The sequence below is a fragment of the Asaia krungthepensis NRIC 0535 genome (assembly GCF_025995175.1).
Classification (GTDB): Bacteria; Pseudomonadota; Alphaproteobacteria; order Acetobacterales; family Acetobacteraceae; genus Asaia; species Asaia krungthepensis.
This window is the reverse complement of record NZ_BAPV01000008.1, coordinates 1-26927: the sequence shown is the minus strand read 5'-3', so window position 1 is coordinate 26927 and position 26927 is coordinate 1. Positions and strand designations below refer to the sequence as shown.

The following is a 26927-nucleotide window of genomic DNA, read 5'->3' as shown; positions in this document are numbered from 1 at the left end:
GTCAGCCCGGTACGACCCATCCCTCCCAAGGATCCGGATCTCCAGTTTGAAGCAGCAGTTTCTGAGCTCACTTTTCGCCCTGCGTTCCTATTTCGACTGGCTGCCTGCGCAGCTCGTCTCCATTCTCATGCTCTTCGTGCTGGCGACCGTCGCCTTTTATGCCAGCAAGCTCGTGTCAGTGATCATCCTGCGCATCTTCGGCAACCGCGAGGACGCGGTTCTGCGCAAGATCATTCTGGCCATGCGTCGGCCTGTGCGCGTGATGGTCGTTCTGGCCGTATTGCTTTCCGCCTTGCCTGCGGCTTCGGGCTTCACCTGGGAGACTACGCAGCTCCTGCAGAAGCTGCTGCTTTTCATCGGTATCCTGATGGTCGGCTACGCCGCGATTGTCGCTTTCCGGATCATGACCGAAGCGTATCTGCAGCGAATTACCTCGCGCGATCATAGCGACGACATCATGATCCGAACGCATCAGACCCAGATCAGGGTGCTTCGCCGGCTTACCGAGATTCTGGTGGGTATCGTCACGGTCGCCGCTGCCTTGATGACATTTGACTCGGTGCGACAATATGGCGTTTCGCTATTCGCCTCGGCCGGTGCGGCCTCACTGATCGTCGGTCTTTCGGCGCGCGGCCTGCTGACCAATCTTCTTGCAGGTGTGCAGATCGCCATCACGCAGCCTATTCGTATGGAAGATCTGATCATCATCAATGGCGATTGGGCGTGGGTCGAGGAGATCACTTCGACTTATGTCGTGCTCCGCGTATGGGACTGGCGGCGCCATATCGTCCCGATTTCCTATTTTCTCGAAAACCGTTTCGAGAACTGGACGCATAACTCGGCTGCGATCATTGGTGTCGTGTTTCTCTACGTCGATTATGAGGCTCCGATCGATACAATCCGCGGGTTTCTAAACGAGATCATCAAGACCTGTCCTTTGTGGGACGGGAAGGTTTTCGATTGTCAGGTGGCCGATTGCGACGCACAAACCCTGAAAATCCGTATCATCGCCAGCGCTCGTAACGCTCTGCAGAGCTGGGATCTGCGCTGCGATATCCGGGAGAAGATCATCATGCGCATGAGGGCGGAGTGCCCTGAGGCGCTTCCCCGCTCGCGCTTTGCCATGGTCCCACCGCGCCCGGGGGAGGAGGCCTGGCCCAGTGCCGAGGCGATTTCCCCGGTCATTGATCGGCCGCCACCGGGCTCATACATGGGCCCGGGGAGTGTCATGCCCCGGGGAGGTGCTGATCTCTGAGCATGAATTGCCGCAACCAAAGACTCAGAGCGCGGAAATGAATTTCAAAAATGGTCATGGATCGTGCCTCCTGATGAGGGAGAAATACGCAAAACGCGGCACGTCTATGGCAAATATTTCACGTAACGGTCACATTTTTGACGGTGCCTGAGCAAGGAACTGTCAAAAACCGTTTGCTGGCCGGAATGGCCGTTAAAACTGGAGTCCGATGATTTGACCACCTACCTCGTTGCCTACGACAAGATCCCCGGTGAGACCTATGATGCGGTTGAGCAGAAGCTCGCAAGTTTCAGCGAAGGCTTTCACGAAATTGACAATTTCTGGATCGTTTCGTCGAACCTGATCATCTCCGACCTGCGTGACGTTCTCGCAAAGCTGCTGCCGGAGGGATCGAAACTCATGGTCATGAAATATGTCCCCCATAACAGCATGGAAATGGGAGCTGCTGCCTGGCACGGCTTCGATGTGCCCCAGGAAGGCTGGCTCGCCGCGAGGCTCTGAGCCCTGTGTTCATGCCGAGGAGCATCGTCTCGTCGGAGCATGATTCTGGCGAGGTGCGACATCAGGCCACAGCACCATTGAGTCTGTTTTTTGGCGCTGTGTTGCCTTTCCCTGGCGCCCCACAACGCCAGGGTCATACTGGTTGATTATCTTTTCGATCTGCTCTCGAGATAATGGGCGTAGAGCGCCCCTATCGCTGCAGAGGCGAGGCGTGCTGTTGCATCATCTGCGCGGCTGGTAAGTAACACGGGAACCTTGGCCCCCATAACGATGCCGGATGTTGCCGCCTTGCCGAGAAATGCGAGGCTTTTGACTAGAATATTACCTGATTCGAGGTCCGGGGCCACGAGGATCTGCGCCTTGCCGGCAACCTCGGACGTCACATTTTTGATCCGGGTCGATTCCGCGCTCACAGCCACATCCATCGCGAGGGGGCCATCGAGAATCCCGCCGGTGATCTCCTGGCGGTCCGCCATTTTGCACAATGCGGCAGCATCGAGCGTGCCCTGAATTTTTGTGTTGATTGTCTCGACTGCCGAAAGCAGGGCGACGCGTGGCGTGCCCAGTCCCAGGGCGTGATGCAGATCGATGGCGTTCTGGACAATATCGCGCTTCGTTATCAGATCGGGGGTGATATTGATGGCGGCGTCGGAAACGAGCAGGAGATCCGGGTAATCGGGCACATTCAGGCAGAAGACATGGCTCATGCGGCGTTTCGTACGCAGTCCACTCTCCTGCTTGATGACACCGGCCATGAAGGTGTCCGTATGCAGACTGCCTTTGCTCAGGCCATGCGCTTCGCCGGCATGCACCAGGGCAATGGCCTGAGCGACCGCCGCTGCAGGGTTCGCAGCGTTTTCGATCCTCATCCCGGAGATATCGAGATCGGCCTCCCGGGCAATGCCTTGGATCAACTCCCGATCGCCAACAAGGATAGGCAGGATCAGGCCATAGCGGGCCGCCTCGACTGCGCCCCCGAGGGCGTGGCTGCTGCACGGCCATATGATCGCGTAAGGAACCGGCCCAAGTTTGGCCGCACGGGCGACAAGATCGCGCATGAGTATATGGGCGTCTGGAAATACGCGCGTCAGATCCGGTGCGTCAGCGGTTCTGGGGTCGGTGTGCACGATGCTCGACATGACGATTCGTTCCTCCGGCATGATGCCATGGCGTCCGGGCCGATCGGTGAGGGTATCACCTGTCGCCTGACGGGGGATTCCCCGGATCGTCACAGGGCCGAGGGCGGTCAGACGAAGGGGTCACTGCCGCGCATGCCGGGTCTCGCGTCCGGGAGTATGTGCGGGTCTAGCCTATCTGCCGGGATCAGGCGCGCAACAACGCGTTGCACGGGGGGAAATTTCGTTCAGATTTTCTTGAGGAAATACGCGAGCGACCTGTCTGATCGCCTTTTTTACCCGTCTTGCACCAGGATACGAACCGACGGATGGCTATCGATCGGTGGGTGAGATCGTCCCCAGATGATCGATGTCTCCACTGACGCCAATGCGAGAGCTCAATGCTCGAGTTACTTAAGGCGTCGTTCCGGCCCACGTTGCGATCGCGACTTTATCCATTCTCCCGGCGGGAGTTCGGCTTAAGTAATTTGCCGGAATTACCGGGGGTGGTTCATAGAACGGCTGGCAATGCTTGCACGGTGCGATCCCAGAGCCATACGGATGAAAATGAACAGGATCCCACTCGCAAACAGGGCTTCCCCGCCGAGATCCATTACATCAGTGACCTGCGCGATGCCAGGAACGCCCATGCTGCTCAAAAACGAGGACACAGCCCACACGCTGAGGGCGGCGAGTATGAGAAGAGAATTTTTGAACATGGGGCTCCGCATACAAAATGTAACTTTATTCACAAAGAGGTGTCTGGGGCAGTTAACGAATTTTGACGATACATACGCAAGTTTTTTTACGACGTACGAAAAAGTCTCTTACGGAATGAAACTCCTGGCGCCGAGAAACGATAGGGGCAAATAATCTTACCTCCACTGGGGCCATTGGTTTTCCTACGGTACAGACAAGATAGCGACCCGCTCGGCCGCGAGGTAAGGGGCAACGAGTGAAGCGATTTATTTTGTAATATGTGGCCACGCTCTCGCGTGAATTTGTCGTAGATAGACGTATTATCGTTAATATTGCGCTTATGTTCCCTCAGATAACGGCAGAGTATTTTATCTTTTTCTTCATCTTGGAGCGGTGAATCGCTTTCTTTCCCCGTGCAGAGTTGGTGTGTTACATAATATTACATATCAGAAGATTTTTTCACTCGCTTGTGCTTGGATCGTGCGCAACGCCACCCGCGTACGCGCTCAGCGCACAGATCAGTGCAAGTCTGGGGAGAATTGTGCGGGGCGACGCTCTCCACTGGGGATGACGACATCCAGGGCTGTGATAGCGTGGTCACTATATCCGCGCGCGCACCAGCGTAAGGATTTTGGTTTCGGGAAGCGTCGATAATGCGGATAACACCCGGCAGATGACGCTCCTTTTTGACAACAGTTTGTCCGTCTGGTTTGGAGGACAGTCCCGGAGGGAGCGCGTGCATTCCCCGGTGCCGCCTGGCAGGATCGATGCGATATCGGACGCGAGTGCGCCCCGCTTATGTATGGCTCAGGCGGGGTGGAACGTTTTCTTGCTGCGGCCGACTGGCGTCCATTCTCGCGGCTGGAGGCCCAATTCGGGAGGGGCTCGCGGGCAAGGCGTTATCACGACTGAAGGAACAATCGCGGCACTATTTGATCTTTTTGGAGATTATTCGACGGACCGGATGGTGGGCGCAACAGGGATTGAACCTGTGACCCCTACCATGTCAAGGTAGTGCTCTACCGCTGAGCTATGCGCCCATCCGGTCCGTGAGCGGCGTTTTAGCGGGCGTTGACGGGGCTGGCAAGATGGGTTTTCTAAAAAAATCACCAAAGCGGAAAAAAAATGTCCAGCGGCCTTTTGCCTGATCCAGAGCATTGTGTTTCCAGTGCTTTTTCTCTCTTTGATCATGCGGAGCCTGTATCACCGCTGGTTCTGGCCTCGCCCCATTCGGGCCGCCTCTACCCTGATTCTTTCCTTCGCCAGTCACGGCTCGACCTGCTTTCGCTTCGGCGCAGCGAAGATGCCTATGTAGATCTCTTGTTCGATACGGCGCCTGATTTAGGTGTTCCCTTGCTCTGCGCCAATTTTCCGCGCGCCTTCTGCGATGTGAACCGGTATGCCTGGGAGCTCGATCCGGGCATGTTTCGCGAAGCCTTGCCTGAGGGAAGCCTGACCAACACGGCCAAGGTACGCAGCGGTCTAGGTATGATGGCGCGCGTGGCGGGGCCTGGGCGTGGTATCTATCGTCAGCAATTATCCGTTGCGGAAGCCCATGACCGTGTCACCCGTTACTGGCTGCCCTATCATGAGGCTCTGGAGGCCATGATCGCCCGGTGTGTCGCGACATTCGGCACCTGCCTCCTGCTCGATCTGCATTCTATGCCAGTTCTGCCCCATCTCCGTTTGCCCGATATCGTTCTGGGCGATCTGCACGGGTCGAGTTGCGCCGGCGAGGTTGTCGATAATCTCGCGAGACAGCTTTCTGCGGAGAACCTCTCAACCGGGCGGAACCGTCCTTATGCCGGGGGATACATCACGGCACGTTATGGGGCGCCCTTGCGCCATGTTCATGTGATACAGGTAGAGATCAGTCGTGGCCTCTATCTCGATGAGACCACCGTTACCCCCGGAGCCGGCTTCACGGCCCTTCGTGAAACATTCAGAAGGCTCGTTCCTGCTCTCGCCGAGGTGGCGTGGACCCTGCCTGATGTTTCCAGAGCCGCAAGGCATAGCAAGCAGCAATCGGCTGACGAGCAAGGGTGAGGCGTCATCCCTCGCGCTCTTTGTCTGGGATGACCTTGTGCGTCAGCGGCGACGCACCTCAGTAAAATGGTCTAGACGGGTCAGGCGCGCCCATGGTCGAAGCCATATTCTTTGACCGTTACTCGAAACGCCCCCGAGCGTTGTAACGCGCGCAGCGTTATCTTTCGCGCCGCTCATGATCAACTCCGGCTGATTCCCGGGGAGAGGGGCTCGATTGATGCTATGAAGCTGTGTTTCAAGAAGCAGGTGCGTCTCATCCTGACTGATAAGTCAGCCTCGGGCCGCCCGATTTGTCACAAGACTGGAAGAGATGCCTCATGACCCAGACCTGCCAAGAACGTCCCGATATTGTCCTGATCGGGGCAGGCGTCATGAGTGCGAGTTTCGCCTCCCTCATACGGTCGCTCGACCCGTCAATGACCATAACGATGTTCGAATCTCTCGAATCCTGCGCCAGGGAGAGTTCGGAGGCATGGAATAACGCGGGGACAGGTCACGCAGCTTATTGCGAGCTGAACTACACCTCCCGCCGTGCCGATGGCAGCATCGACATGACCAAAGCACTCGACGTCAATACAGAGTTCGATCTTTCACGTCAGCTCTGGGCGCATCTGGTCGAAAAACGCTGGATTGAGCGGCCAGACAGCTTCATCCGGCGCTGCCCTCACATGAGCTTCGTTCAGGGGGAAGAAAACGTCGCCTTTCTGAAGGCACGATACGAGACGATGGTGCGTCATCATTGCTTCGACACCATGCAGTACAGCGAAAACCCTTCGGAGATTGCCGGATGGGCACCCTTGATGATGGCCCGCCGTGGGCCCGGTACGGTTGTTGCCGCCACCCGGGTCGAGCAGGGCACGGATGTCGATTTCGGCACACTGACCCGAACGCTCTTCGAGAAGCTGCGCGACGAAGACGGCGTGAGCCTGCATTATCGTCACAAGGTAACCGCTCTGGACCGCGCATTTGATGGCCGCTGGAATGTAAGCGTTCAGAACATGCAGACGGGAGAGAGTAGGGTCGTCTCTGCCGGTTTCGTGTTTGTCGGTGCCGGGGGCGCTGCCCTGGAGTTGCTCAAGGGTGCGGATTTGCCGGAAGCGCATGGCTATGCCGGTTTCCCGGTCAGCGGCCTGTTCCTGCATGCTGATAATCTGGACCTTTGTCAGCGCCATAGTGCCAAGGTCTATGGAAAGGCCGCTGTGGGGTCGCCCCCAATGTCAGTGCCTCATCTCGACACCCGGATCATTGGAGGCAGGCCCTATCTGCTGTTCGGGCCCTACGCAGGTTTCACAACCAAATTCCTCAAATCGGGTCGCTGGAGCGACCTGCCGCGATCCATCACGACTGATAACGCCAAGGCCATGTTCGACGTGATGGTCGATAACCGCGATCTCGTGCGCTATCTGATCGGTCAGGTCCTGCAGAAAAAATCGGCGCGCTTCGAAGCACTTCGTGAGTTCTACCCGGCAGCCCGCACACATGACTGGCGTGTGGCTGTGGCCGGGCAACGCGTGCAGATCATCAAGACTGAAAACGGACGCGGCACCCTGAAATTCGGTACCGAGGTGCTGAGTACACAGGATCACACTTTGTCAGCGGTGCTCGGTGCCTCCCCGGGTGCGTCGATTGCAGCATCGGTCGCGCTGCAGGTCGTTACCAGAAACTTCGCCCACCGCTTGCCGGAATGGCAGGAAAGGCTGAAGACAATCATCCCGAGTTATGGGGTCGATCTGCGGAAGGATGAGCCTGTCTGCCGCGCAATCCGGGAGCGGACAGGGACGATTTTGGGGATCTGAGGCGCGGCTCAGATGCGCCTGGACGCCTTTACAGGGAAGCCCTCTCTCAATGAGGTGCATGAGGCGACCGTATTGTCATAGGGTGGGAGCATCACTGTTCGTTGCGGCGCACGGAGTTGCATGTTGCGACCGCTTCGTCGAACCACGGTTTTCCGGCGTAGTCAGGGCTACGAGCGGAACCGCAGCTTGGCGTTGGAAAGAATGCTGAGCAAGAAGCATTGCCGACGCATGAGGATGACGAGGGCCCATGCGCAGGATGACACTCCTAGCATGATACGTTAGCCCTCCGGCAGCTACTGTTGTGTGTGCATCACATCGACCATGTGATTTTCCGACCGGTCCGCGTAGGGCAGGGGTACCGCAGGGGGCCTGTTGGTATCTCGGTGGCGGTGGGCAGCGATACCGATCCCGCCGCTGAAGTATCGCCGGAGCGTCCGACCAATGGCTGAAACGCATCCGGATCCTGAAGCTTGGACAGTGCACTCACGTCGAGACATTCACCGAAAAGCCCGCCTGGAAAGGTGGGTCCGTTTCGCCCGCAGCTCAGGATTGGCTGGTGAAATTCACGGCTGACTCACCAGTTGCTTAATCAGTCTTGGCAAGCCTCATTGCTTCCTCGACGGTCGGTATTAGGGCGCAAACGGCGCATTCTCGCGCTGTCAGAAGACGCACTCACCCCCTCGATATGTGTTTCCGCCCCGGCTTGGGAATAACTCCAGATCACCTTGTGTCCTCATCACTGCGGGCTAGAGATTCAGTGTGCGCCTTGCAGGCACAAGACCCAGACGCAGTCTTATTTGTCCCGCAAAAACTGGCCGTGCACGTTCCCTACATCCTCGGCCCCGATGCCTTGCCGTTCGGGGAACAGAAGGGCGTCACGCGTTAATGTTATCAGAAAACAATTATGTGTGATATTCGTAGACAAGCGCTTGCGCAAGCGCTTGCGCCTTCATAGCTTGGGCTTCTGCCTCACGCTCATGCAGGGCGTTTTTCGGGCATGGATCGGCCTCTGATCGGAGTATTCCAATGGCTGACACCGCACATCCGGCCGTGGCTCCACACGACGCCGCTCCATCGAGCATCCATCAACGCGCCGCGCCGCTGTCCGAGCGTCATAAGCCCGAGGAAATGCCAGCACCGGCCGCTGCGCTGAGCGGTGTGAGCAAGGTATTCGGCGGGGTCGTCGCCCTGGCTCATGCTGATTTCGCGCTCTATCCCGGTCAGGTCGTCGCCCTGCTGGGCGAAAACGGCGCCGGAAAGAGCACCTGCGTCAAGATGTTCGCCGGCGTTCATCGGCCTGATACGGGTACCGTGCGGATCGGGGGGGAGGATATCGTCCTGCGTTCTCCGCAGGACGCCCTGACCCGCGGGCTGGCGGTCATGCACCAGCATCCCGGCCTGTTTCCAGATCTGACGATCGCCGAGAATATCGCCATCGGGCATATGCCGCGCACCGCGTTGCATACGCTTGATCGCACCCGTATCGACAGTGAGGCCGTGCGCCTGCTGAGAATCGTTGGGCTGGACGCGCCGCCTGACCGTCTGCTGGGTCTGTTGCGCTCATCGGAGCAGCAACTCGTCGAGATTGCCCGCGCCTTGTCGGTCGATGCCAAGGTGCTCATCATGGATGAGCCCACGGCCTCGCTCTCTCGTGGTGAAGTCGAGAAGCTTTTCGCAGTCGTGGATGACCTCAAGCATCACGGCGTAGCGATGATGTTCGTCGGTCATCGCATGGAGGAAGTCTATCGTATTGCCGATCGTATCGTCGTGCTGCGCGACGGGCGTCAGGTTGGGGAGGGGGCGGTCGCGACGATTGACCCGGACACCGCCGTCCAGCTCATGATCGGTCGCGAATTGCAAAATCTCTACCCTCCGCTCTCACCGCCTGGTCAGGACGAGATCCTGCGCGTCGAGGGTCTATGCCGTCAGGGTGTCTTCGCTGATGTGTCTTTCGGTCTGCGCAAGGGGCAAATTCTCGGCTTTGGCGGGTTGGTGGGCGCGGGGCGGACCGAGGTTGCACGTGTGCTGTTCGGGATCGACCGCGCCAGTGCGGGCCATATCGTGCTGGACGGTCGTGAAATCACTTTCGCAAGCGCAAGCGAGGCGATGAAGGCAGGGATCGCCTATGTCTCGGAAGACCGGCTCGGACAAAGCCTGGTCATGGATTTTTCCATTCTGGACAATGCGGCGCTTTCGGTTCTGCCCCAGACCACGCGAAACGGGTTGGTGAGCCGGGATAAAACACTCGATCTTGTCGCGAATCCTCTGGAGCGCATGAGACTGCGCTTCTCCTCCTATGATCAGCCCGTGCGAACCTTGTCGGGTGGCAATCAGCAAAAAGTCGTGCTGGCGAAATGGCTCGCAACCGGGCCGCGTGTGCTGATTCTGGATGAGCCCACCCAGGGCATCGACATCAACGCCAAAAGCGAGGTGCATGCCCTGATTGCCGATCTGGCCCGTCAGGGCATGGCCATCATTCTGATCTCATCCGACATGTCCGAATTGCTGGGCATGTGCCACGATGTCGCTGTGTTCCGCGAGGGGCATCTCTCCACCATCATGCCACGCGAGCTCGCCACGCAGGAAGCCGTTCTCCTTGCCGCGACAGATGCCGGGGCAGCAAGGCCCGTCGTACTCGAAACCGATCTATCCCTGCCGCAAAGTCGCATTCCGGCAACGGACACCGAGCCTCTGGCAGAATATGCGATAGAAGACAGCACAGCCGTGATCGCTGCACGACGCGACCCGGCCACGAATCCACGCCCTGCCGGGCGGCATTGGCTGCTGGGGCGTGAACTCGGGCTGCTCGCGGCTATTATGGCAGTGATCATTCCGGCGGCGTTGATCAACCCGCGCATGCTGCAACTCGCCAATATAGAAACGGTGGGGATGGATCTGGCTCTGCTGATGATTGCATCGGCTGGCATGATGCTCGTGATGATCACGCGCAATATCGACCTCTCCGTGGCGTCGGTCATCGGGCTTTCGGCCTATATGGCGGCAGACTCGCTCCGGCTTTTCCCCCATATGCCCGTAGCTCTGGCGGTGATGATTGCCTGTCTGGTCGGGGCAGGCTGCGGTCTCGCCAACGGTCTGGTCGTGGCCTATGGCAAGGTTCCCTCGATTGTGGTGACGCTGGGAACACTCTCGCTTTATCGCGGCGTGAACAGCCTGATTGCCGGGGGACGCCAGATCAGCTCCGAGCAGGTGCCTCAGTCATGGCTCGATATGACAGGCGGCCATGTTCTCGGTATCCCGGGTATTCTCGTTCTGGCGGCGCTGGTCATGGCCGCTCTGGCCTTCTTCCTGAAACGCAGCGCAACGGGCCGCGAGCTCTTTGCCGTCGGGTCCAACCCGGATGGGGCCAGCCTGATCGGCATCCGGCGCGAACGCCTCGTGCTGATGGCCTTCATCGCTTCGGGGCTCCTGGCCGGTCTCGACGGCGCACTCTGGGCGTCACGTTATGCCGTGGTCGATGCTCGTGTCGCTTATGGGTACGAGCTGACCGTGGTGGCCGCTGTCGTCGTAGGCGGCACAGCGATCAGGGGCGGTGTCGGCACGATCACGGGTGTCATTCTTGGCGCACTTCTGCTTCTCGCCATTCAGAACGGTCTGACACTGGTTCGTGTCAATCCGCTTTGGCTGCAGGGGGTTTACGGCCTTGTCATCGTGCTGGCCATCGCGCTCGATGCCTTCGTCTCCCGGCGGGCCACTCGTACGGTCACGCACCGCGCAGCCCAACAGGGACCCGACAGAAAACAGACCCCACGCGCGTCGTCCTCTCTCCCGACATCCGCACAGATCGGAGCCGTATCATGAGTGCGTCCCTTTCCCTGCAGGGCAGGAAAGCCGGAGCTGTACGCTCCCCAAAAATCTCTCTGCGCGATTTTGCGAGCTGGGATACGGGGCTTGGCATTATCACCCTCATTGCGCTCATGCTGGCAGTGGTTTTCGTGCCGCGCTTTGCAACCAGCTTCAATCTCTCCCAGGCCATCGCCTTGGTTTCGGAAAAAGCCCTGATCGTCCTGCCCATGGCGCTGCTGATGATCGTGCGCGAGATCGACCTCTCCGTGGCTAGTATCCTGGCGTTGACGAGCTGTATTTTGGGCGTGCTGCTTCAATCAGGCTGGCCGCTTATGGGCGCTATACCGGTCGTGCTTCTGGCAGGCGCGCTTTGCGGTGCGCTCAATGGATGGCTGGTCACCCGGCTCGGCCTGGCATCGCTGCTGGTCACGTTGGGAACAATGGGGCTGTATCGTGGGCTGGGCTACGTGCTTCTGGGCGCGAACTCAGTGAATGAACTGCCCGATGGATTGACGGATTTCGGCATTGCGCCTTTGTTCACCGCCGCCATTCCACAGACGATCCTGCCTTTTCTGATCCTCGCTCCGATTTTCGCGATCGTCCTGCATCGTACAGCTATCGGGCGGCGCATCTATGCAATCGGCGGCAGTCCCGAGGTGGCCCGCTATTCGGGCATTCGCAGTGACCGCCTGAGGCTATGGCTGTTCACTCTTTCCGGTCTGGTCTGCGCCATTGCCGGGATCGTTTTCACGGCGCGGCTTTCCAATGCGCGCGCCAATAACGCACAGGGCTTCGAGCTTGAGATCATCACCATGGCCCTGCTGGGCGGGATCAGCGTCTTTGGTGGGCGCGGTCGCCTGTCAGGTGTGATCTGGGCGGTGATTCTAGTAGCCCTGCTGCGCGATGTGCTGGGCCTGGAAGGGGTAGGGGGGAATGCACAGGGCATTTCCATCGGGCTGCTCCTGATTCTGTCGCTGCTGCTTGGGGGCGTATTTCAGACGCGTCTCGATGCGGCACGGCGCCGGGCCCCACCGCCGCCACCCGAGGTGGTACTGCCAGAGCCCGCCTCCTAGGTTGGGCCTGGTGCCGGGCCTTCGGGGCGCATTGATCAGTCGCCCGCCTCTCGGCCCGTTCAGGACATTTCTCTCTCTCGTTCCCGCTCTGACAAGGTTCAGAAGATCATGTCTCTTTTCTCTTTCCGTACCGCTTCACGTATGGCCTGCCTCTCGGGTGTCGCCGCTCTGGCCCTCGCGCTTGGGGGCACGGCACAAGCCGCCGAGTGCCGCAAAGGCCCGGTGACGGTGGGGTATATTCCCAAGCTCGATACGGATCCCTTTTTCCAATCCGCCAATACAGGCGCCCAAAAGGCACAGGGGGAGATCGGCGGCAAGATCGTGCTGCAGGCCCCTTCGGAGGCGACTGCCGAGGCCCAGATCGCGTTCATCAACAACATGGTGACGCAGGGCGTGGATGCCATCGTAATCTCGGGAAATGACGCCAACGCCCTGGCGCCAGCACTCAAGCGTGCTCAGGCCCAGAACGTATGGGTTCTCACCTACGATTCCGACGTGGCACCCAAGGCACGTTCGATTTTCATCAATCAGGCGCAATCGGAACTCCTGGGTCAGAGCATGCTCGAAAGCCTGGGCAAGGCGATCAACTACGATGGTGAATTTGCCATCCTGTCTTCCACTCCGACCGCGACGAACCAGAATCGCTGGATCGCGAACATGAAGCAGACCATCGCGAGCGACCCGAAATTTGCGAAGATGAAGCTGGTCCAGGTCGCCTACGGGCAGGAGAGCGAACAGATCAACCAGCAGCAGACTCTCGCTCTGGTTCAGGCCTTTCCCAATCTCAAGGGCATCATCGTCCCGGCGGGGATCGGTCTGCCCGCGGCCGCACGCGCCCTCGATCAGGCCGGGCTCTCAGGGAAGATCAAGCTTTCCGGCCTCGGTCCGGTGAGCCTCGTCAAGAAATACGTCAAGGACGGTTCACTGGCCGATGTGTGGTGGAACGTGCCTGACCTTGGCTATCTCTCCTATTACGCGGCTCAGGGTCTCGCACAATGCAAGTTCAAGCCAGAGGCCGGGGCGACCTTTACGGCGGGGCATCTCGGCTCGTACACGGTCGGAAAAGACGGGCTCGTCCTGCTTGGTCCGCCCAAGGTAGCAACGCCCGCCAATGTGGATGAATTCCCCTTCTGAGACGGGGAGGGCGGCCCCGGTCCTGCGGTATTGGGACGGGGGCGCCTTTGGAGGGGAGTGACCGCCCTGGTTACGATGTCGGATGTCGCCCGCCGGGCCAATGTGGCGGTTTCAACGGTCTCTCATGTCGTCAACAATACGCGCCATGTTCAACCGGAAACACGGGCAGCCGTTGAGGCGGCCATAGCCGAGACCGGCTACGTGCCCAACAGCCTCGCCAGGCAGCTCGCGCGTGGCGGCGGGCAGACCAACACGATTGGCGTGGCGCTGGCGGCGGTGTCCAATCCCTATTTCATCGATCTGGTGGGGGCGATCGTCCGCGGGCTATCGGCGCGGGGCAAGATGGTCTTTCTGGCCGATACGGCCGAGGACCCTGCACGGGAGATCGAGATCATCAGATCCTTCCATCGTCGACGTGTGGACGGAATTCTGCTGGCCCCTGCAGGCGTCTGTGCTCCCTGGCCCACGCTGGAATATCTCGCCCGCAACAACATGCCGAGTGTTCTGGTCGACAGGCTGATTGCGCCCGCTTTCAGTCAGGCCGGATGCGATAATGCTCTTGGGATCACCCTCTTGTATGATCATTTGCGTCGTCGCGGGCATGAGCGCATCGCTCTCGTGGCGGGGCAGCCCCTCATTGCTTCCACCACGCAGCGTGTAGCGGCATTTCGGACCTGTGCGCAGGCGGCAGCCGCGCCTGTGGCGGGACTGATCGTGACCGGGACAAGCGATGTTGCGGCCGCACGACGCGCCACCTGCGCACTGCTTGCGGCGCCGAAGCCGCCCAGCGCGATCATGGCAGGAAATAATCATGCGATGATCGGGGTGATGCAGGCGATCCGCGACTATGGGCTGTCGGTGCCCGAGCAGATGGCAGTGGTCGGGTTTGACGATTTCGAATGGGCGGATTGCTTCCAGCCCCGCCTGACCGTGGTCCGTCAGCCGGTCGAGGCAATTGCCGAGGCCGCGCTCACCCTGCTGGATCAGGCAATGGAGACACCGGCCGCGCCGCCGCAGACGCGCGTCTTCGCCCCTGAGCTCGTCATACGCGATTCTTGCGGCGCGCCTATGAAGCCATCATCCCCGGAGGGCGCCCGGGTGAGGCAGGCTCATTCGGGTTTGGTCGCATCCAGCCAGGATTGCAGCGTGTAAGCTGCTGCCATCTTGTCCACGACTTCGGCGCGACGCTTGCGCGTCATGTCGGCCTCCTGAATCAGGAAGCGATTGACCGCGCTTGAGGAGAGCCGCTCATCCCAGCAGCAGGCGGGAAGGCCGAGGCGGGTGGAGAGCTCCGTCATCCAGTCCTGGGCTGAGCGGGCCGCAGGGCCGAAACTGCCATCCAGTGAAAGCGGCAGTCCGCAGATCAGCCCCCCGATCCCTTCCTTGCGCACGATGCGCCCGATCTCGTCCGCGGTTTCCCCGAATTTCTTCCGCTTGAGGCTCAGATAAGGCGAGGCAAGCATGAGCGTGACATCGCTCAAGGCGAGGCCGATCGTCTTCTGGCCTGGATCGAGCCCGAGCAACCGAGCACCTGAGGGGAGGGCGTCGCGCAGGGCGTATGGATTGAACAGAGTCATGGGAAGGCGTTATGATCTCGCGAAATTCTGGACACTCGGGATTATCCGCTCACTTTCAGGAAAGTCGATCCTTTATGTCGTTGGAAACGCGCACAGTCAGGCGCATAGCAAAACTGGCCCGAATTGGCCTCAGTGATCAGGAATGCGAGGCGATGCGCCAGGAGCTCAGCGGCATCCTGGGCTGGGTCGAGCAACTGAACGAGGTCGATATCACCGACGTGCCGCCCATGATCGGCACCGGCCTGGCCACGCCGCGCCTGCGTGATGATGTGGTGACCGATGGCGACAAGCGCGATGCCGTATTGTCCAACGCCCCCGACTCTGTCGGCCCTTATTTCACTGTGCCGAAGGTGGTCGAGTGATGCATGATCTGACCCTAGCCTCCGCACGCAAGGCGCTGCGTGAGCGCCGCCTCTCGGCAATCGACCTGACCGATCACTTCCTGGCCGCGATCAAGAAGCTCGATGGCGACATCAACAGCTATGTGACCGTGACCGAAGATCAGGCACGTGCTGGCGCACGCGCTGCCGACGCGCTTCTGGCCACAGGCAACGCCCCATCGCTGTGCGGCCTGCCGCTCGGGATCAAGGATCTGTTTTGCACCAACGGTGTCCGCACAACGGCCTCGAGCAATATTCTGCGCGATTTCGTGCCCCCCTATGAGAGCACAGTCACGTCGAATCTACTGGCCGACGGCGCCATTTTCCTGGGCAAGACCAATCTCGACGAGTTCGCCATGGGCTCGACGAACATGACCTCCGCTTTCGGTCCGGTGACCAATCCCTGGCGTCGCAAAGGCACGGATGTGAGCCTGGTGCCGGGTGGCTCCTCCGGTGGCTCGGCTGCGGCGGTGGCGGCGGGGCTCGCCCTCGGCACGACCGGCACCGATACGGGTGGTTCCATCCGTCAACCTGCTTCCTATTGCGGCATCACGGGGATCAAGCCGACCTATGGCCGCTGCTCGCGCTTTGGCACCATCGCCTTTGCGAGTTCGCTCGATCAGGCAGGGCCGATGGCACGCACCATGGAAGATTGCGCCATCCTGCTTGAATCCATGGCCGGTTTCGACCCCAAGGACAGTACGTCCGTCGATCGTCCCGTCCCGCGTTACGAAGACGCGCTCGAGCGCGGCGTGAAGGGTCTCAAAGTTGGTATTCCGCGCGAGTATCGCCCGGACACTTTGCCCGACGACATTGCGGCCTTGTGGGATCAGGGCATCGCCTGGCTGCGGGATGCAGGGGCCGAGATCGTCGATGTTTCCTTGCCGCACACGAAATACGGTCTGCCGACCTATTATATCGTGGCTCTGGCAGAGGCGTCGTCCAATCTGGCCCGCTATGACGGTGTGCGTTTCGGCGAGCGTGTCGATGCGGCCTCGCTGGACGAGTTGTATGAGGCAACGCGCCATGCCGGATTTGGCGAGGAGGTGCGACGTCGTATTCTGATGGGGACGTATGTGCTGTCTTCGGGCTATTACGATGCCTATTATCTGCGCGCCCAGAAGGTACGCACGCTCATCCAGCGTGACTTCCTGAATGCTTTCGACACGGTCGATGTGCTGCTGACGCCCACCGCGCCGTCTGCGGCTTTCGCCCATTCCGAACGCCCGACGGACCCCGTACAGATCTATCTGAACGACATCTTCACGGTCCCGGCCAGCATGGCGGGCGTTCCGGCCTTGTCGCTACCCGCTGGGCTCGACCATGACGGTCTGCCGCTCGGTCTGCAGCTCATCGGTCGTTATTTTGAGGAAGAGACATTGTTCGCCGCCGGACGTGTCATGGAAAAGGCAGCGGGCTTCACGCACAGACCCGCCCTGCATGCGGGAGCGTTCGCATGAGCAGCTATCACATCGAAGGCACCACAGGCACCTGGGAGATCGTCGTCGGTCTCGAGGTTCACGCACAGGTCATCAGCCACGCCAAGCTGTTTTCCGGCGCCTCGGCCGAATATGGCGGTGAGCCGAATACCCATGTCAGCCTGATCGATGCGGGCTTTCCGGGTATGTTGCCGGTCATCAATGCCGAGTGCGTCGCGCAGGCCGTGCGCACGGGTCTGGGGCTGAATGCCGAGATCCATCTGATGAGCCGGTTCGATCGCAAGAACTATTTCTATGCCGATCTGCCGCAGGGGTATCAGATCAGCCAGTTCGCGCACCCGATTGTGGGCGAAGGCAAGGTCGAGATCGAACTTGCCGATGGCAGCGTGCGCCATATCGGCGTGACGCGTCTGCATCTGGAGCAGGATGCTGGCAAGTCGATCCATGATCAGGACCCGACGCGCTCCTTCATCGATCTCAACCGTGCCGGTGTGGCGCTCATGGAAATCGTGAGCGAACCGGATATCCGCTCGCCGGAAGAGGCTGGCGCCTATCTGCGTAAGCTGCGCCAGATCCTGCGCTATCTCGGCACCTGCGACGGGAACATGGAAGAGGGCTCGATGCGCGCCGACGTGAATGTCTCGGTGCGTAAGGCGGGTGAAGACTATCGCACGCGCTGCGAGATCAAGAACGTGAACTCGATCCGCTACGTGATGCAGTCCATCGAGATCGAGGCGCAGCGCCAGGTCGAGATCTGGGAGGCTGGAGGCACGGTCGATCAGGAGACACGGCTTTTCGACCATGTGCGTGGCGAGACGCGGTCGCTGCGATCCAAGGAAGACGCCCATGATTACCGCTACTTCCCCGACCCGGATCTGCTGCCGCTGTTGATCGAGCAGGAGTGGGTAGACGGTCTCAAGGCTGCCCTGCCGGAATTGCCCGAGGCCAAGCGCGAACGTCTGGAAAAGACCTATGGCGTGTCCCGCTATGAGTCGGGTGTGCTCGTGGCCGAGCAGGCGATTGCCGATTTTTATGAGACTGTGGCGCAGGGCAGTGATGCCCGTCTGGCCGTGAACTGGATGCTGGGTGATTTCTTCGGAGCCCTCAACCGCACCGGGGCGAGCATCGAGACGAGCCCGGTCAAGGCTGATGGGTTGCGCGAACTCCTGGCGCTGATCACGGATTCGACGATCAACGGCAAGATTGCCAAGGAAGTGCTCGAAGACATGTTCGAGACCGGCGAGTCCGCCTCGGCGATTGTCGAGCGCAAGGGGCTGCGTCAGGTCACGGATACGGGGGCCATCGAAGCCGAGATTCGCGGTATCCTGCAGACCCATGCCGACAAGCTTGCGGAGTACAAGAGCGGCAAGGACAAGCTGTTCGGATTCTTCGTAGGACAGACCATGAAAGCCATGAAGGGCAAGGCCAATCCGGCCATGGTGAACGAGCTCCTGGTCAAGCTGCTCGCCGAGTAAAAAATCTGCCAAAGGGGGGTTTGACGCGCGGTTCAAATCCCCCTAGAAGCAGTTCTGCAAACGCCGTGAAAACTGCGTCCCTCTAGGCGGAGGGGTGGCCGAGAGGCTGAAGGCGGCGGTTTGCTAAACCGTTGTACGGTGTCAAGCCGTACCGTGGGTTCGAATCCCATCCCCTCCGCCATTTTCCAAATTGTTGAATTACTCCATTGGTCGTACTCAGCGTTGGCGCCGCTGTATAATTTGATAGGCCGTCTTCGATCTTCGTTCAGGGCATCGAGATGAACCTGCTTATGATACGCGGCTGCTATCTTTTGTTTGGGTTGGTGGGTGGAAGCTGCGCTTGTCCTCCGTATCAAGCTGATTCCAGAGAGCACTGTAAGGATACCGAACAGACCAGAATCCTCCTCGTGCATAGTTGCACCGCCAGAATTCGGACCCGAACCAGCTGGAGACTGAATCGAAGGCTCATAGCTAAGACGTGACGGTTGCAATTCGTATGACGGCAATTAGGCGTCCGTCCGAAGAGTAGGGTCCATCGAGCATACCACAGAATTATTACAAATAAATGGTAAGTCAACGCCATTAAAATAAAAGATATACCTTAAGTCACGTATGATCCTGAGTGGAATGATCGCCGATTCTTAGGTATGGGTCCAGAGAACGAAATCTATACGAGGGATATATCAGATCGTGTTGTCTGATAATAGAGTACAAATATTGTTCTGTAAGTAATGCTAGATAACGCGCGACGTTCAAGATCTTGCTATTAATAGTATATAATACGCAATATAACATTATATGAATATTGGATGAAAATAAAATTATTGGTTTTTATCTACAAGGTTGTGCTGTCATCATTAGTAAATAAATATGCCGAATATAAGGATCACGGCTCCTCACCGTATCCATTCTTTTGATCTCCAGCATTCTCAGCGTGACGCGAGTTCATGGCGAGGCGATTGACCAGCAGATAAAGCGGTAGCCAATTAGAGCCATCGACAGGCCGCGGCCAGAAGCGCGCCGCGACAGCGCAAAGTGCTATGATCGCGGTACCTATGAGGGTGACGTCGCTAGCGAGTGTGGCCGGCAGGAAGGGAAGGAAAGCATCATAGAAGTTGCGCCAGTCCAATTGCATGAATTTTTCGCCTGTCTTGCGTTGAGGAAAGTCTGGGAGGTTGATCAGTCAGTTTGTGAAAGACACCCCTTCGATGGGCCGCCCGGAATAAACTGCAAGCTCGAGCTTCCGTCGTCGTTGCAGGCCGGGCAGGATTATCCTGCGTCCGTTTATCGTCGCCTTGTCCCAACGCAGTAATTGCAGACCTGCGGCAACATAGTGCTCGAGATTAAGGAGTCGAATGAGGGTCGAACTGCGCATTGCGCCGCTCCCTACATTGAATTGCCACGACAGAAGAGCAGCCTCTTGCCATCCTGTCAGAGGAACGGCTGAAGCTGCCCGTAACGCCACGCGTAGATCGACCAAGGTCTGGCCAGCTAGCGTGACGGCTTGGTCCTCTGAAATTGTCTTGGTTGCTGCGGTGACTGGGCTACCGTCGGCGAGGTTGCGGTTCCCGATGCCGATGGTCCAGTAGCCTGCCGGGCAGAGATAGGGCGAGAGACGCAGGCCCTCAATATCGTCGCGACGCAGCAGGGCGAGCGCGATTTCCAGTGAACCGGACATTATATTCCCCTTGTGTTGACGCCCATGATCCGGAATCTCATGGCTCATGGCTCATGGCTCATGGCTCATGGCTCATGGCTCATGGCTCATGGCTCATGGCTTGTATCAGGGCGCTTTTGCTGGCGATCGGCGGGAGCGTGAGCGGGAAGCGTCAAACCGGCTTGCCCGAGTGCGGCTCTGAGCATAGCATTTTGAGCCCGCAGTTCCTCGATCAGCTGGAGATTTTCCTCCTCGCGTTCTTCGAGCTTGTCCACGCGGGCATTGAGCCGGTCTAGATCCTGGCGCTGTGATTCGATGGTGGCCTTCGCGCTCGATGCCCCAAAACCAATCAGCCAGCGCACGGTGAAAAGCACTCCGCCCACCACCGCCACCCACCAGGGTTGGGGGGTGATATTTTCAGGCATACTTGCCCCCGCAATCTAACATCGCAGACCGGGCGGGATCCCTCCCGCCGGGCATTACTGGCCGCGCTCGACGGTGGCGAGCGTGCCTGTCTTGGCCTCGATCACAACCGAGGCATATTGCCCCGGCAGGGCATAGGGGCCGGTCTGGGCCTGTGTGGTCCAGCTGCCCAGCGTCTCGCCGCTCAGGGGCGTGATGGTCACGCCACCCGTTCCAAGCTGCGTGACGGTAATGCGGCACCCCGCCGCAAGCCCGGTGCCGATGGTGACAGACAGGGCATTACTGCCCGATACCGTCAGCGTCGTGCCGCAATCGGTCAGGCCAAGTTGGCGCGTTGCCGCCAGGCTCATGACAGGATGCGCCACAAAGCGCGTCGCACGCGAGCCGTCGAGATACTGCTCCGAAATCGTGCCATCCGCCCCGCCATTGCCGAGGTTCAGATCCACCCAGCGATAGCGCCCCGGATTATTCACGCAAATGGCCTGGAGCGTGTTGATCCCGTCAAGAAACGTGCTGCGGTCCACCTGATTGCGGTTGCCGGTGCCGGGCTGGCAGATGGTGTTGAGAATGCCCAGATTGCCGAAACTCACGCGCCCGTTGCGGTCGGCCCCGATGATGGCATTGCCCACAACGTCGAGTTCCGCTTCCGGGTGATTGGTCCAGATACCGACGCGCCCATAGTTGAAATCGGCAGAAAAGAACGGCCAGGTCCTGAAGCCGCCATCATAGGCCGAGGGGTAGGTGTACCAGTCCTCGTTTCCCATCTCGGTCCAGACCTTGCTGTCATACTGATGATACGCGGTCGGCCCGAAACGCCCGATTACATTGGCCCGCCCGCCTTTGGCCGGGCTCGACACCGTAAGGGTGGCGGTTCCTGCGCCGGATTTGATGGTGGTGGGCTGGGCAAACAGGCCGTATTCGGTTGGCGCGTCGATGACCTGGCCGTCAATGCCAGCCGGGAAGGTGCAGCCGTGACAGGTCACGGTGACAGACCCGGCGGCGGTGTCGATGAACCGTTCCTGAAACGAGGTGAACTCAGCGCCGGTATGCTGCATCATCCAGGCCACGGGTGCGAGGAACGGATTGGCCGTGCCGTCATAACGGCTGATTTCCGTGAAGGCGTAGCCCTTGCCCATCTGATAGGCCAGGCTGCCGCCATAGCCCACGGCGGCGTGCTCGAAATTCACGTCCTTGCCGGACAGGGCGCTCAGATTGGCGTCATTGCCGCGAAAGGTGATGGCCGTGAATCCATTGGCCGCCGTGTTATCGACCGCCAGCACATTCGATCCCGGCGCGTTGGCGGTCAGGGTCAGTTCATTGGCCATGGGGGAGGCGAAATCGAGATGGGCGAGCCCGTCAGAGCCCATTTTCGGGTTCGGGTTGGTCAGGCTCAGCCCCTTGCCCTTCGTGCCGTCAATCGTCCCGCCAGAGCGGGGCAGATAGCCCGTCAGGGCGGCTTGTGTGGCATAGAGGCCATCTGCCTGGCTGGCGCTCAGATAGCCCCCCAGCGCCTCGGCAAGAGCCGCCTGTGTCACGCCTGACTTGCCCAGCGTCTCGATATCGCGCGCGTTGCGCTCGATCCCGCTTTGCATGGTCTGAAGCGTCGCGCCTGCGGTGCCGACCGGCGTCGAGGCTGGCAGGCCGCGCGGCGGCGCGAATTGCGGCTGCGCATGGGCTGCCGTGCCAAGCAGGATCAGCCCGGCCAGCAGGGAAGGGGCCATGAGGGTGAAACGCTTCATGTCAGATCTCCAAGCCGGGTGGGAATGCCCGCATTATTGAACCAGCCGGTGCCGCTCTCGGGCGGTGCGGTCGGCAGGGAGCGCAGCCACGAATCCATCGCCGCACTCGAGAGCGTGCCGCCCGGTGGCGTGGCTATCCCGGGCCCATAAGGCAAAATGGCTGGATAAAGTGCCTCCCGAGGAGAGATGGTGATCGATACTTCGACCTGCCGGGTATTGCCCTCGCTTGTCAGCGCGCAAACGGTCACGCTCTGCGTGCCCGAGGCCTTCCAGCGCATCCAGGCGGTGGCGATGTTGCCGAATAGATTAGTCCAGGCCAGATCGGCCCCGCCCGCCTCAAACCGGAAGGCTGTCACAAATTCACCGGGGGCGAGCAGATGCTCGAAATCGATGCTGTAATCGCCACCGCTCTTCAGATCGGAGGAGGGCCAGACGAGCGTGTTACGCATGCAAAAGGACTCCGCGCCCCCGACAGGCTCGGGGCGCAGGATGTTGACGACGGGGCGCCATGTCATGATGTGATCTCCAGTTATCCGATTTCTGCGATGGATCTCTTCTGTGCAGGGTCGGAAAAGGGGGAGGGGATTGGAGGGTTAGCCTCATACTCTTGCCACCCCTTGTGGCATTGAGCGTGCCTTGGCTTGTCGTCGTGGTAGGGGGAGCTCAGTTGGCATTCCTGCGGATTTGGTTAAGCCAGCTCCTTGCCGAGGGAGTGTGCTTTGAGCGATCCACACAGACAGATCGCCCCCTCGGGTAATCGACTTCGCGACCCCGCAACGCGCCCAAAAATCTCGAAGGATCGCCCGGACTGAGCGATGAAAGAGCCATATCATCTTAGGGTGAGGAAGGTGAGCAACGTGGCTGAGCGTTGTAGGAACCTGCCGAGTTGTCTCAGTGCGTCTGAGGAGACTGCGGCGGTGACGGATCCCAAGGTGCAAATTCCATCGTCATAAGTGTGAGGCGACAACGGGCTAGTATTTGGGCCTCTTTGAGGGAATATCGCCGAGTGGACCGAGAGGCGAAGGAACTCCTATGCGGAAAGATCAATATTCCTGCATGGGGCTCTTCGGCTGATCGAACGGCCGCGACCTTCAATGGGAGATCGTTAGTTTATTCGAGAAAATAGCATATTCAGGAAGCGATCATTTGGCAGAGATAAATTTTATCCTGATATATTTATGATATATAGCACATATTACCGTCGAAAAGAAATGGATAAATAGAAGACGTATCGAATATCTTTCCTTATCGATCCGTCAGGGCGGCCCGGAATACCATCTAGCGTTTCTCTGGGTGCCAATCCAAAACATTTGCTTCACCGTACAGCAAACCGTTTCCACAATCTCTTATCCGCAACGGTTCGTGGGCGCCTGAAAGAGCCTTATGCTCGTTGCATGTCCTATTATCGAGCACGGAAAAGCTGGGTACTTGAATGCTTTTCAGTATACAGGACTCGAACGAAGTGTCTGAAGATAGCTCCGTATTCCCGGCCTCGCTGTAACCGTCGGACGGAGAGCCATACGGCTTGCACGTATACCAAATGTCATGCCCCGGTCTCGCAAAGGATCGATCAGAGAGACTGCGGTTAACGGCCCGGCTTGAGGCGAGGGGTGGCCTTATCGTGCCCCTCGCCAGTACGGCGCTGGTAACGATCACCCTGATATAGGGTTATCGAATAGTTCCTGCCGGGACGCGCTATATAGGCTCTCGCGACGGGGGGAAGCTCGGCTCATCCGCTCCGAGGCATATCTACGCGAGCTGTTAAACGAAGGATGTGCCGCGGAGTTGGGCTAAGAAATTACCGCACACTAAGTCGCTCATGATATAGACAATTAAAATAAAATGATATTAAATAGAATACTATGATAAATAACAAGTTATTTTTATATTATCATTGATTAAAATTATTTTCTGAAAATGCAAACATGCCATATCTATAGTAAAACATAGTTTTTTAATTAAATAGTTACACCGTTCGATAACTTTTATGTTTCCTCTAAGTCGCGATTCTCCGCACCTGTTTTGTCATACGAGCCATGTTCTAGGAAATGGTCCGTTGAAAGATGATGGCGCGCAATTTCTTGGCTCGCTCAGGCCTGGAATGCAGAGTGAGCCCACAGCAGGATTAAGGATATAGGGCATCGTTCGACTTGGTTTGTGCCGTCTGAACTACCGAAAGGGCCGACCACAGCAATAGCCGGTCCCGCTTGCCAGACACGAGAGCTGCCGCAGCAACTTCAAGCAAATTATCTAAACGCGGGTGCTGTCCACCGCCCCTCCCCGGGTCAGAATTCGGCGACCCGGCTGATGCCGGGTCGCCATAATTTAATCCATCTCTTGTGACGGGCGACAAGAGACGGGGGACTGGCTTTATGACTGTGCCGACGGGAGCGCTCCGGTAGCGAGAATCTCAACCGAGAGCAAAGCGGCCCCCGAGCCTGAGCGCTCAGGCAAGCTCAATTGTCCCGCACCGTCCGTCCAACGTGTCTCGGAAGATTCGCTGCTATGCCATCCGCAGGGCATGGAATCGATTGTTGCAAGATCGATTTGACGAGTTCCGTCAGCGTCATACAATTCAAGCTCTCCAACGAGTAGGCCGAGTTCCCGACGATCATCGACATATGCTCCGATGGTGTCGCAAGGTCGTGCCGAGTCCGATCGTAATGTAAGCTCAGTGACAGATTCCGGAATCTGGAACACCACACGGTTGCCTGACCGACGTAGGGGCATGATCACTTTGCCGCAGGAGGTTTCGATGAAAGTCTGCGTCTCGCGTGCTTCTTCGATAATGGACGGTTGCGGCGCAACACCCAGAACCTCTGCCCGCTTCTCTAGCCTGCGAAAGATCGGTTCGACAAAATCGCGCGATGTATCGAGCGGAAAAGCGGCATCATGGCACCAGCTCTTTTCACTATCAATGACGCCACGCGAAAACGACACGTGTCCTGTGTTGAGATAGCTCTCGGTCAACGTGCCATCAGCCATGATGACTGAGTGCTGCTCCAGCTCGACATGATAGTAGTCGTAAGAAGCATAATTGCGATCATAGTAAATCGTGCGATCATTCACGAGCATCCGCACCGGGAAGAACTTCCCTTCAAAGAACATGCAATGCTCCGGTGTCACTCTCATATCCCGATAAGGAACATTATCAGCGATCGCGCCCCGAACGATGCAGACCGGATATCCAGCAGTGCTTGGCCTGCAGCCGGTCTTGACTGTCATATGCGACTTGCCGACCCAAACCACTTTCCTGGAATGCACACCGTCATGTCCAAATACGTCGATCTCGTCACCGATCCGGATGTTGTCGATGGCAATGATCTTGTTTCCGGCGCGGATTTCTGTCCCGGACAGGAAACAGGGTGGCCGGCTCTCATAATGGGGAACGAAGTTGTCATTTCCTTCATAGAGGGTCGCATTTTCAAGCATTGGATTGTTGTAGTTGATCGTCCATGTCGTAGGACTAGTGCTCGAATTGTATTTTAGGGATATGCCGCTCGTATAACCGTTCGGATCGCTGAGTAACATATAAGCGCCAGTCGACAACCTGAGTATGACAATATCCGACCCCTGAACGCCCCACACCTTGTTGTATGTGTAGGTTTTTCCACTGGTTGTGAACGTCCCTGCACCGAACGTCACATCGTGCGGGCCTTGCAGCGAGGGTTGCGTTGTCGAGGTAGTAATCGTCGCGACTACGAGGCTGTAGCTTCCAGACGTAGGTAATGACATCTTTTTTTCCTTGGTGACGATTTCTGTATCTCAGTACACCAGATCGAATTCTTATTTTCATACAAATGTTTACAGAAAACAAAAGTGATATCCAAATATTGGGTTCTGCTGACAATTCAGATATTTAGGTGACATGCGTTCCAACTCTACGAGGGGTCCTTTTCTTGATACCCGCGTTCAAGCGGGATTATCGGTCGACGCACGATTGATCTCTCGCCGGAATTGGCCCCTCAAGAATCATCGCGTTACGAGCCATGTACGGAGCGATCGTCTCTCCTCATGCTGCCGAGGGCATTCCGATTTCTCACCGGATTCGCCGGCATACACCCCACCGTTACGCCGGGCTGGGTATCACCGGCTGCTCGTCTGTTCTCGCAAGTGCAAATCCCACCACCTGGCGGCGATAATGGGATGGCACAAAATGCTCATCAATCCACGCGGTCCCATGGATCGATCGCCCTAATTGCTGCAGCTGCAACCCGCGCGCTGTGTGCCCTATCCCTGGGCAAAACTGTATACCTACCTGTTCCGGCACCGAGTGTGTGCGAGAGCAAGGAATTGTATAAAGTCGCGCGTGTAAGTTGGCTCATCTCGTCTTCTGGAGGCGTTATGTAAACTTATAATATACGCCATTTATCGTGGTTGTGGCACACTTTGGTTGAATGAATATCGGAATAATTGTCTCGTATCGGGTCCGTCTTCTTGCAAATTTTTTGACAGGAAGCTGGTAACCCCCGGTTTGACCCGCGCCTCTGCTATTCGGGGCGTATCGGGAAATTGTTTTTAAGTTCGTCGCCCGGCATCAGGCATTGCAAGGGAAGACATAAGCCCGTTTATGACTCTTTAGAGTGTAGATTTCTTATTACGTGGGTGTTTATCCGGTCCGGGGAGATTGCTTCTTTTGCCTGCCCCTTAGTACCCTGATTGGAGCAACGCTTTTCAGATGAAACGCTGCTGGGTGACGTGGATGTCTCGGTCGCTTCGCAATGCTACTTGGGGCCGCTGCACCTGGAGGGGTCGAAAAACCCCTTTGGTCAGGGGCTGCTGGTGTGATTCTATCCCAGCTGTGATGTTGGGGG

At 58.2% G+C, this 26927-nt stretch carries 19 protein-coding genes and 2 tRNA genes; 12 read left to right on the top strand and 9 right to left on the bottom strand.

What is annotated here, in order from left to right; all coding sequences use genetic code 11:
* Positions 1–46 precede the first annotated feature (46 nt).
* Entirely contained in the window at positions 47–1255 is a 1209-nt protein-coding gene (locus AA0535_RS05645; RefSeq protein WP_264814945.1) for a mechanosensitive ion channel family protein, read from the top strand.
* A gap of 213 nt (positions 1256–1468) precedes the next feature.
* Positions 1469–1756 carry a hypothetical protein gene (locus tag AA0535_RS05640; protein ID WP_264814943.1) on the top strand — a complete coding sequence of 96 codons (288 nt, stop codon included), beginning with the start codon at positions 1469–1471 and terminating at the stop codon, positions 1754–1756.
* A gap of 146 nt (positions 1757–1902) precedes the next feature.
* Here the strand turns inward: AA0535_RS05640 and AA0535_RS05635 are convergent, their stop codons facing one another.
* Together AA0535_RS05635 and AA0535_RS05630 are read right to left on the bottom strand one after the other, a co-directional pair.
* Positions 1903–2895 carry a bifunctional enoyl-CoA hydratase/phosphate acetyltransferase gene (locus AA0535_RS05635; protein ID WP_264814942.1) on the bottom strand — a complete coding sequence of 331 codons (993 nt, stop codon included), beginning with the start codon at positions 2893–2895 and terminating at the stop codon, positions 1903–1905.
* 1640 nt (positions 2896–4535) lie between these two features.
* A tRNA-Val gene (locus tag AA0535_RS05630) sits at positions 4536–4610 on the bottom strand.
* A gap of 85 nt (positions 4611–4695) precedes the next feature.
* Here AA0535_RS05630 and AA0535_RS05625 point away from each other — a divergent pair.
* From AA0535_RS05625 to AA0535_RS05600, 6 genes are all read left to right on the top strand, one after another.
* Entirely contained in the window at positions 4696–5616 is a 921-nt protein-coding gene (locus AA0535_RS05625; protein ID WP_264814941.1) for an N-formylglutamate amidohydrolase, read from the top strand.
* A gap of 317 nt (positions 5617–5933) precedes the next feature.
* Complete coding sequence (gene mqo / locus AA0535_RS05620; protein WP_264814940.1) at positions 5934–7412, top strand: malate dehydrogenase (quinone); 1479 nt, start codon at positions 5934–5936, stop codon at positions 7410–7412.
* 1026 nt (positions 7413–8438) lie between these two features.
* Positions 8439–11231 carry an ATP-binding cassette domain-containing protein gene (locus AA0535_RS05615; RefSeq protein WP_264814939.1) on the top strand — a complete coding sequence of 931 codons (2793 nt, stop codon included), beginning with the start codon at positions 8439–8441 and terminating at the stop codon, positions 11229–11231.
* On the top strand, positions 11228–12289 hold the full coding sequence (locus AA0535_RS05610) for an ABC transporter permease (protein WP_264814938.1): 1062 nt from the start codon (positions 11228–11230) through the stop codon (positions 12287–12289). The genes AA0535_RS05615 and AA0535_RS05610 overlap by 4 nt, the downstream gene beginning before the upstream one ends.
* Before the next feature lie 108 nt (positions 12290–12397).
* Positions 12398–13423 (top strand): rhamnose ABC transporter substrate-binding protein, encoded by a 1026-nt coding sequence (locus AA0535_RS05605; RefSeq protein WP_264814937.1) that lies wholly within the window; start codon positions 12398–12400, stop codon positions 13421–13423.
* A 57-nt stretch (positions 13424–13480) separates the two neighbouring features.
* Positions 13481–14575 (top strand): LacI family DNA-binding transcriptional regulator, encoded by a 1095-nt coding sequence (locus AA0535_RS05600; protein WP_264814936.1) that lies wholly within the window; start codon positions 13481–13483, stop codon positions 14573–14575.
* Here AA0535_RS05600 and ruvX read toward each other — a convergent pair.
* Positions 14533–15000: a Holliday junction resolvase RuvX gene (ruvX, locus tag AA0535_RS05595; protein ID WP_264814935.1), complete on the bottom strand. Its 468-nt coding sequence runs from the start codon at positions 14998–15000 to the stop codon at positions 14533–14535. The genes AA0535_RS05600 and ruvX overlap by 43 nt on opposite strands.
* A 74-nt stretch (positions 15001–15074) precedes the next feature.
* Between ruvX and gatC the strand changes: the two genes are divergently transcribed.
* The 4 genes from gatC to AA0535_RS05575 all read left to right on the top strand — a co-directional run bounded on the left by gatC (position 15075) and on the right by AA0535_RS05575 (position 18475).
* Entirely contained in the window at positions 15075–15362 is a 288-nt protein-coding gene (gene gatC / locus AA0535_RS05590) for an Asp-tRNA(Asn)/Glu-tRNA(Gln) amidotransferase subunit GatC (protein WP_127102495.1), read from the top strand.
* Entirely contained in the window at positions 15362–16840 is a 1479-nt protein-coding gene (gene gatA / locus AA0535_RS05585) for an Asp-tRNA(Asn)/Glu-tRNA(Gln) amidotransferase subunit GatA (RefSeq protein ID WP_264814934.1), read from the top strand. Before gatC ends, gatA begins: the two co-directional genes overlap by 1 nt.
* Positions 16837–18294, top strand: a complete 1458-nt coding sequence (gene gatB, locus AA0535_RS05580) for an Asp-tRNA(Asn)/Glu-tRNA(Gln) amidotransferase subunit GatB (protein WP_264814933.1) — start codon at positions 16837–16839, stop codon at positions 18292–18294. Before gatA ends, gatB begins: the two co-directional genes overlap by 4 nt.
* Before the next feature lie 88 nt (positions 18295–18382).
* Positions 18383–18475 (top strand) — tRNA-Ser (locus tag AA0535_RS05575).
* A 705-nt stretch (positions 18476–19180) separates the two neighbouring features.
* Here AA0535_RS05575 and AA0535_RS05570 read toward each other — a convergent pair.
* The 6 genes from AA0535_RS05570 to AA0535_RS05545 form a co-directional block, all read right to left on the bottom strand.
* Positions 19181–19429, bottom strand: a complete 249-nt coding sequence (locus AA0535_RS05570; RefSeq protein WP_264814931.1) for a hypothetical protein — start codon at positions 19427–19429, stop codon at positions 19181–19183.
* A 48-nt stretch (positions 19430–19477) separates the two neighbouring features.
* A complete protein-coding gene (locus AA0535_RS05565; protein ID WP_264814930.1) occupies positions 19478–19972 on the bottom strand; it encodes a lysozyme in 495 nt (164 codons plus the stop codon).
* A gap of 86 nt (positions 19973–20058) precedes the next feature.
* The gene (locus AA0535_RS05560) at positions 20059–20376 is read right to left on the bottom strand and encodes a hypothetical protein (protein ID WP_264814929.1); all 318 of its coding nucleotides are present in this window, start codon (positions 20374–20376) and stop codon (positions 20059–20061) included.
* 54 nt (positions 20377–20430) lie between these two features.
* Positions 20431–22113, bottom strand: coding sequence for a hypothetical protein (locus AA0535_RS05555; RefSeq protein ID WP_264814927.1), 1683 nt, complete (start codon positions 22111–22113; stop codon positions 20431–20433).
* On the bottom strand, positions 22110–22628 hold the full coding sequence (locus AA0535_RS05550) for a hypothetical protein (RefSeq protein WP_264814925.1): 519 nt from the start codon (positions 22626–22628) through the stop codon (positions 22110–22112). The genes AA0535_RS05555 and AA0535_RS05550 overlap by 4 nt, the downstream gene beginning before the upstream one ends.
* A gap of 1855 nt (positions 22629–24483) precedes the next feature.
* Entirely contained in the window at positions 24484–25848 is a 1365-nt protein-coding gene (locus AA0535_RS05545) for a Hint domain-containing protein (protein ID WP_264814924.1), read from the bottom strand.
* Between the last annotated feature and the right edge of the window lie 1079 nt (positions 25849–26927).

What these genes read in the sequence shown, in the direction of transcription:
- AA0535_RS05565 (WP_264814930.1), bottom strand. Translation starts at nt 19,972, where the DNA reads ATGTCCGGTTCACTGGAAATCGCGCTCGCCCTGCTGCGTCGCGACGAT.
- AA0535_RS05550 (WP_264814925.1), bottom strand. Translation starts at nt 22,628, where the DNA reads ATGACATGGCGCCCCGTCGTCAACATCCTGCGCCCCGAGCCTGTCGGG.
- AA0535_RS05605 (WP_264814937.1), top strand. Translation starts at nt 12,398, where the DNA reads ATGTCTCTTTTCTCTTTCCGTACCGCTTCACGTATGGCCTGCCTCTCG.
- AA0535_RS05615 (WP_264814939.1), top strand. Translation starts at nt 8,439, where the DNA reads ATGGCTGACACCGCACATCCGGCCGTGGCTCCACACGACGCCGCTCCA.
- gatC (WP_127102495.1), top strand. Translation starts at nt 15,075, where the DNA reads ATGTCGTTGGAAACGCGCACAGTCAGGCGCATAGCAAAACTGGCCCGA.
- AA0535_RS05610 (WP_264814938.1), top strand. Translation starts at nt 11,228, where the DNA reads ATGAGTGCGTCCCTTTCCCTGCAGGGCAGGAAAGCCGGAGCTGTACGC.
- AA0535_RS05570 (WP_264814931.1), bottom strand. Translation starts at nt 19,429, where the DNA reads ATGCAATTGGACTGGCGCAACTTCTATGATGCTTTCCTTCCCTTCCTG.
- AA0535_RS05555 (WP_264814927.1), bottom strand. Translation starts at nt 22,113, where the DNA reads ATGAAGCGTTTCACCCTCATGGCCCCTTCCCTGCTGGCCGGGCTGATC.
- AA0535_RS05545 (WP_264814924.1), bottom strand. Translation starts at nt 25,848, where the DNA reads ATGTCATTACCTACGTCTGGAAGCTACAGCCTCGTAGTCGCGACGATT.
- ruvX (WP_264814935.1), bottom strand. Translation starts at nt 15,000, where the DNA reads ATGACTCTGTTCAATCCATACGCCCTGCGCGACGCCCTCCCCTCAGGT.
- AA0535_RS05635 (WP_264814942.1), bottom strand. Translation starts at nt 2,895, where the DNA reads ATGTCGAGCATCGTGCACACCGACCCCAGAACCGCTGACGCACCGGAT.
- AA0535_RS05625 (WP_264814941.1), top strand. Translation starts at nt 4,696, where the DNA reads ATGTCCAGCGGCCTTTTGCCTGATCCAGAGCATTGTGTTTCCAGTGCT.
- mqo (WP_264814940.1), top strand. Translation starts at nt 5,934, where the DNA reads ATGACCCAGACCTGCCAAGAACGTCCCGATATTGTCCTGATCGGGGCA.
- gatA (WP_264814934.1), top strand. Translation starts at nt 15,362, where the DNA reads ATGCATGATCTGACCCTAGCCTCCGCACGCAAGGCGCTGCGTGAGCGC.
- AA0535_RS05560 (WP_264814929.1), bottom strand. Translation starts at nt 20,376, where the DNA reads ATGCCTGAAAATATCACCCCCCAACCCTGGTGGGTGGCGGTGGTGGGC.
- gatB (WP_264814933.1), top strand. Translation starts at nt 16,837, where the DNA reads ATGAGCAGCTATCACATCGAAGGCACCACAGGCACCTGGGAGATCGTC.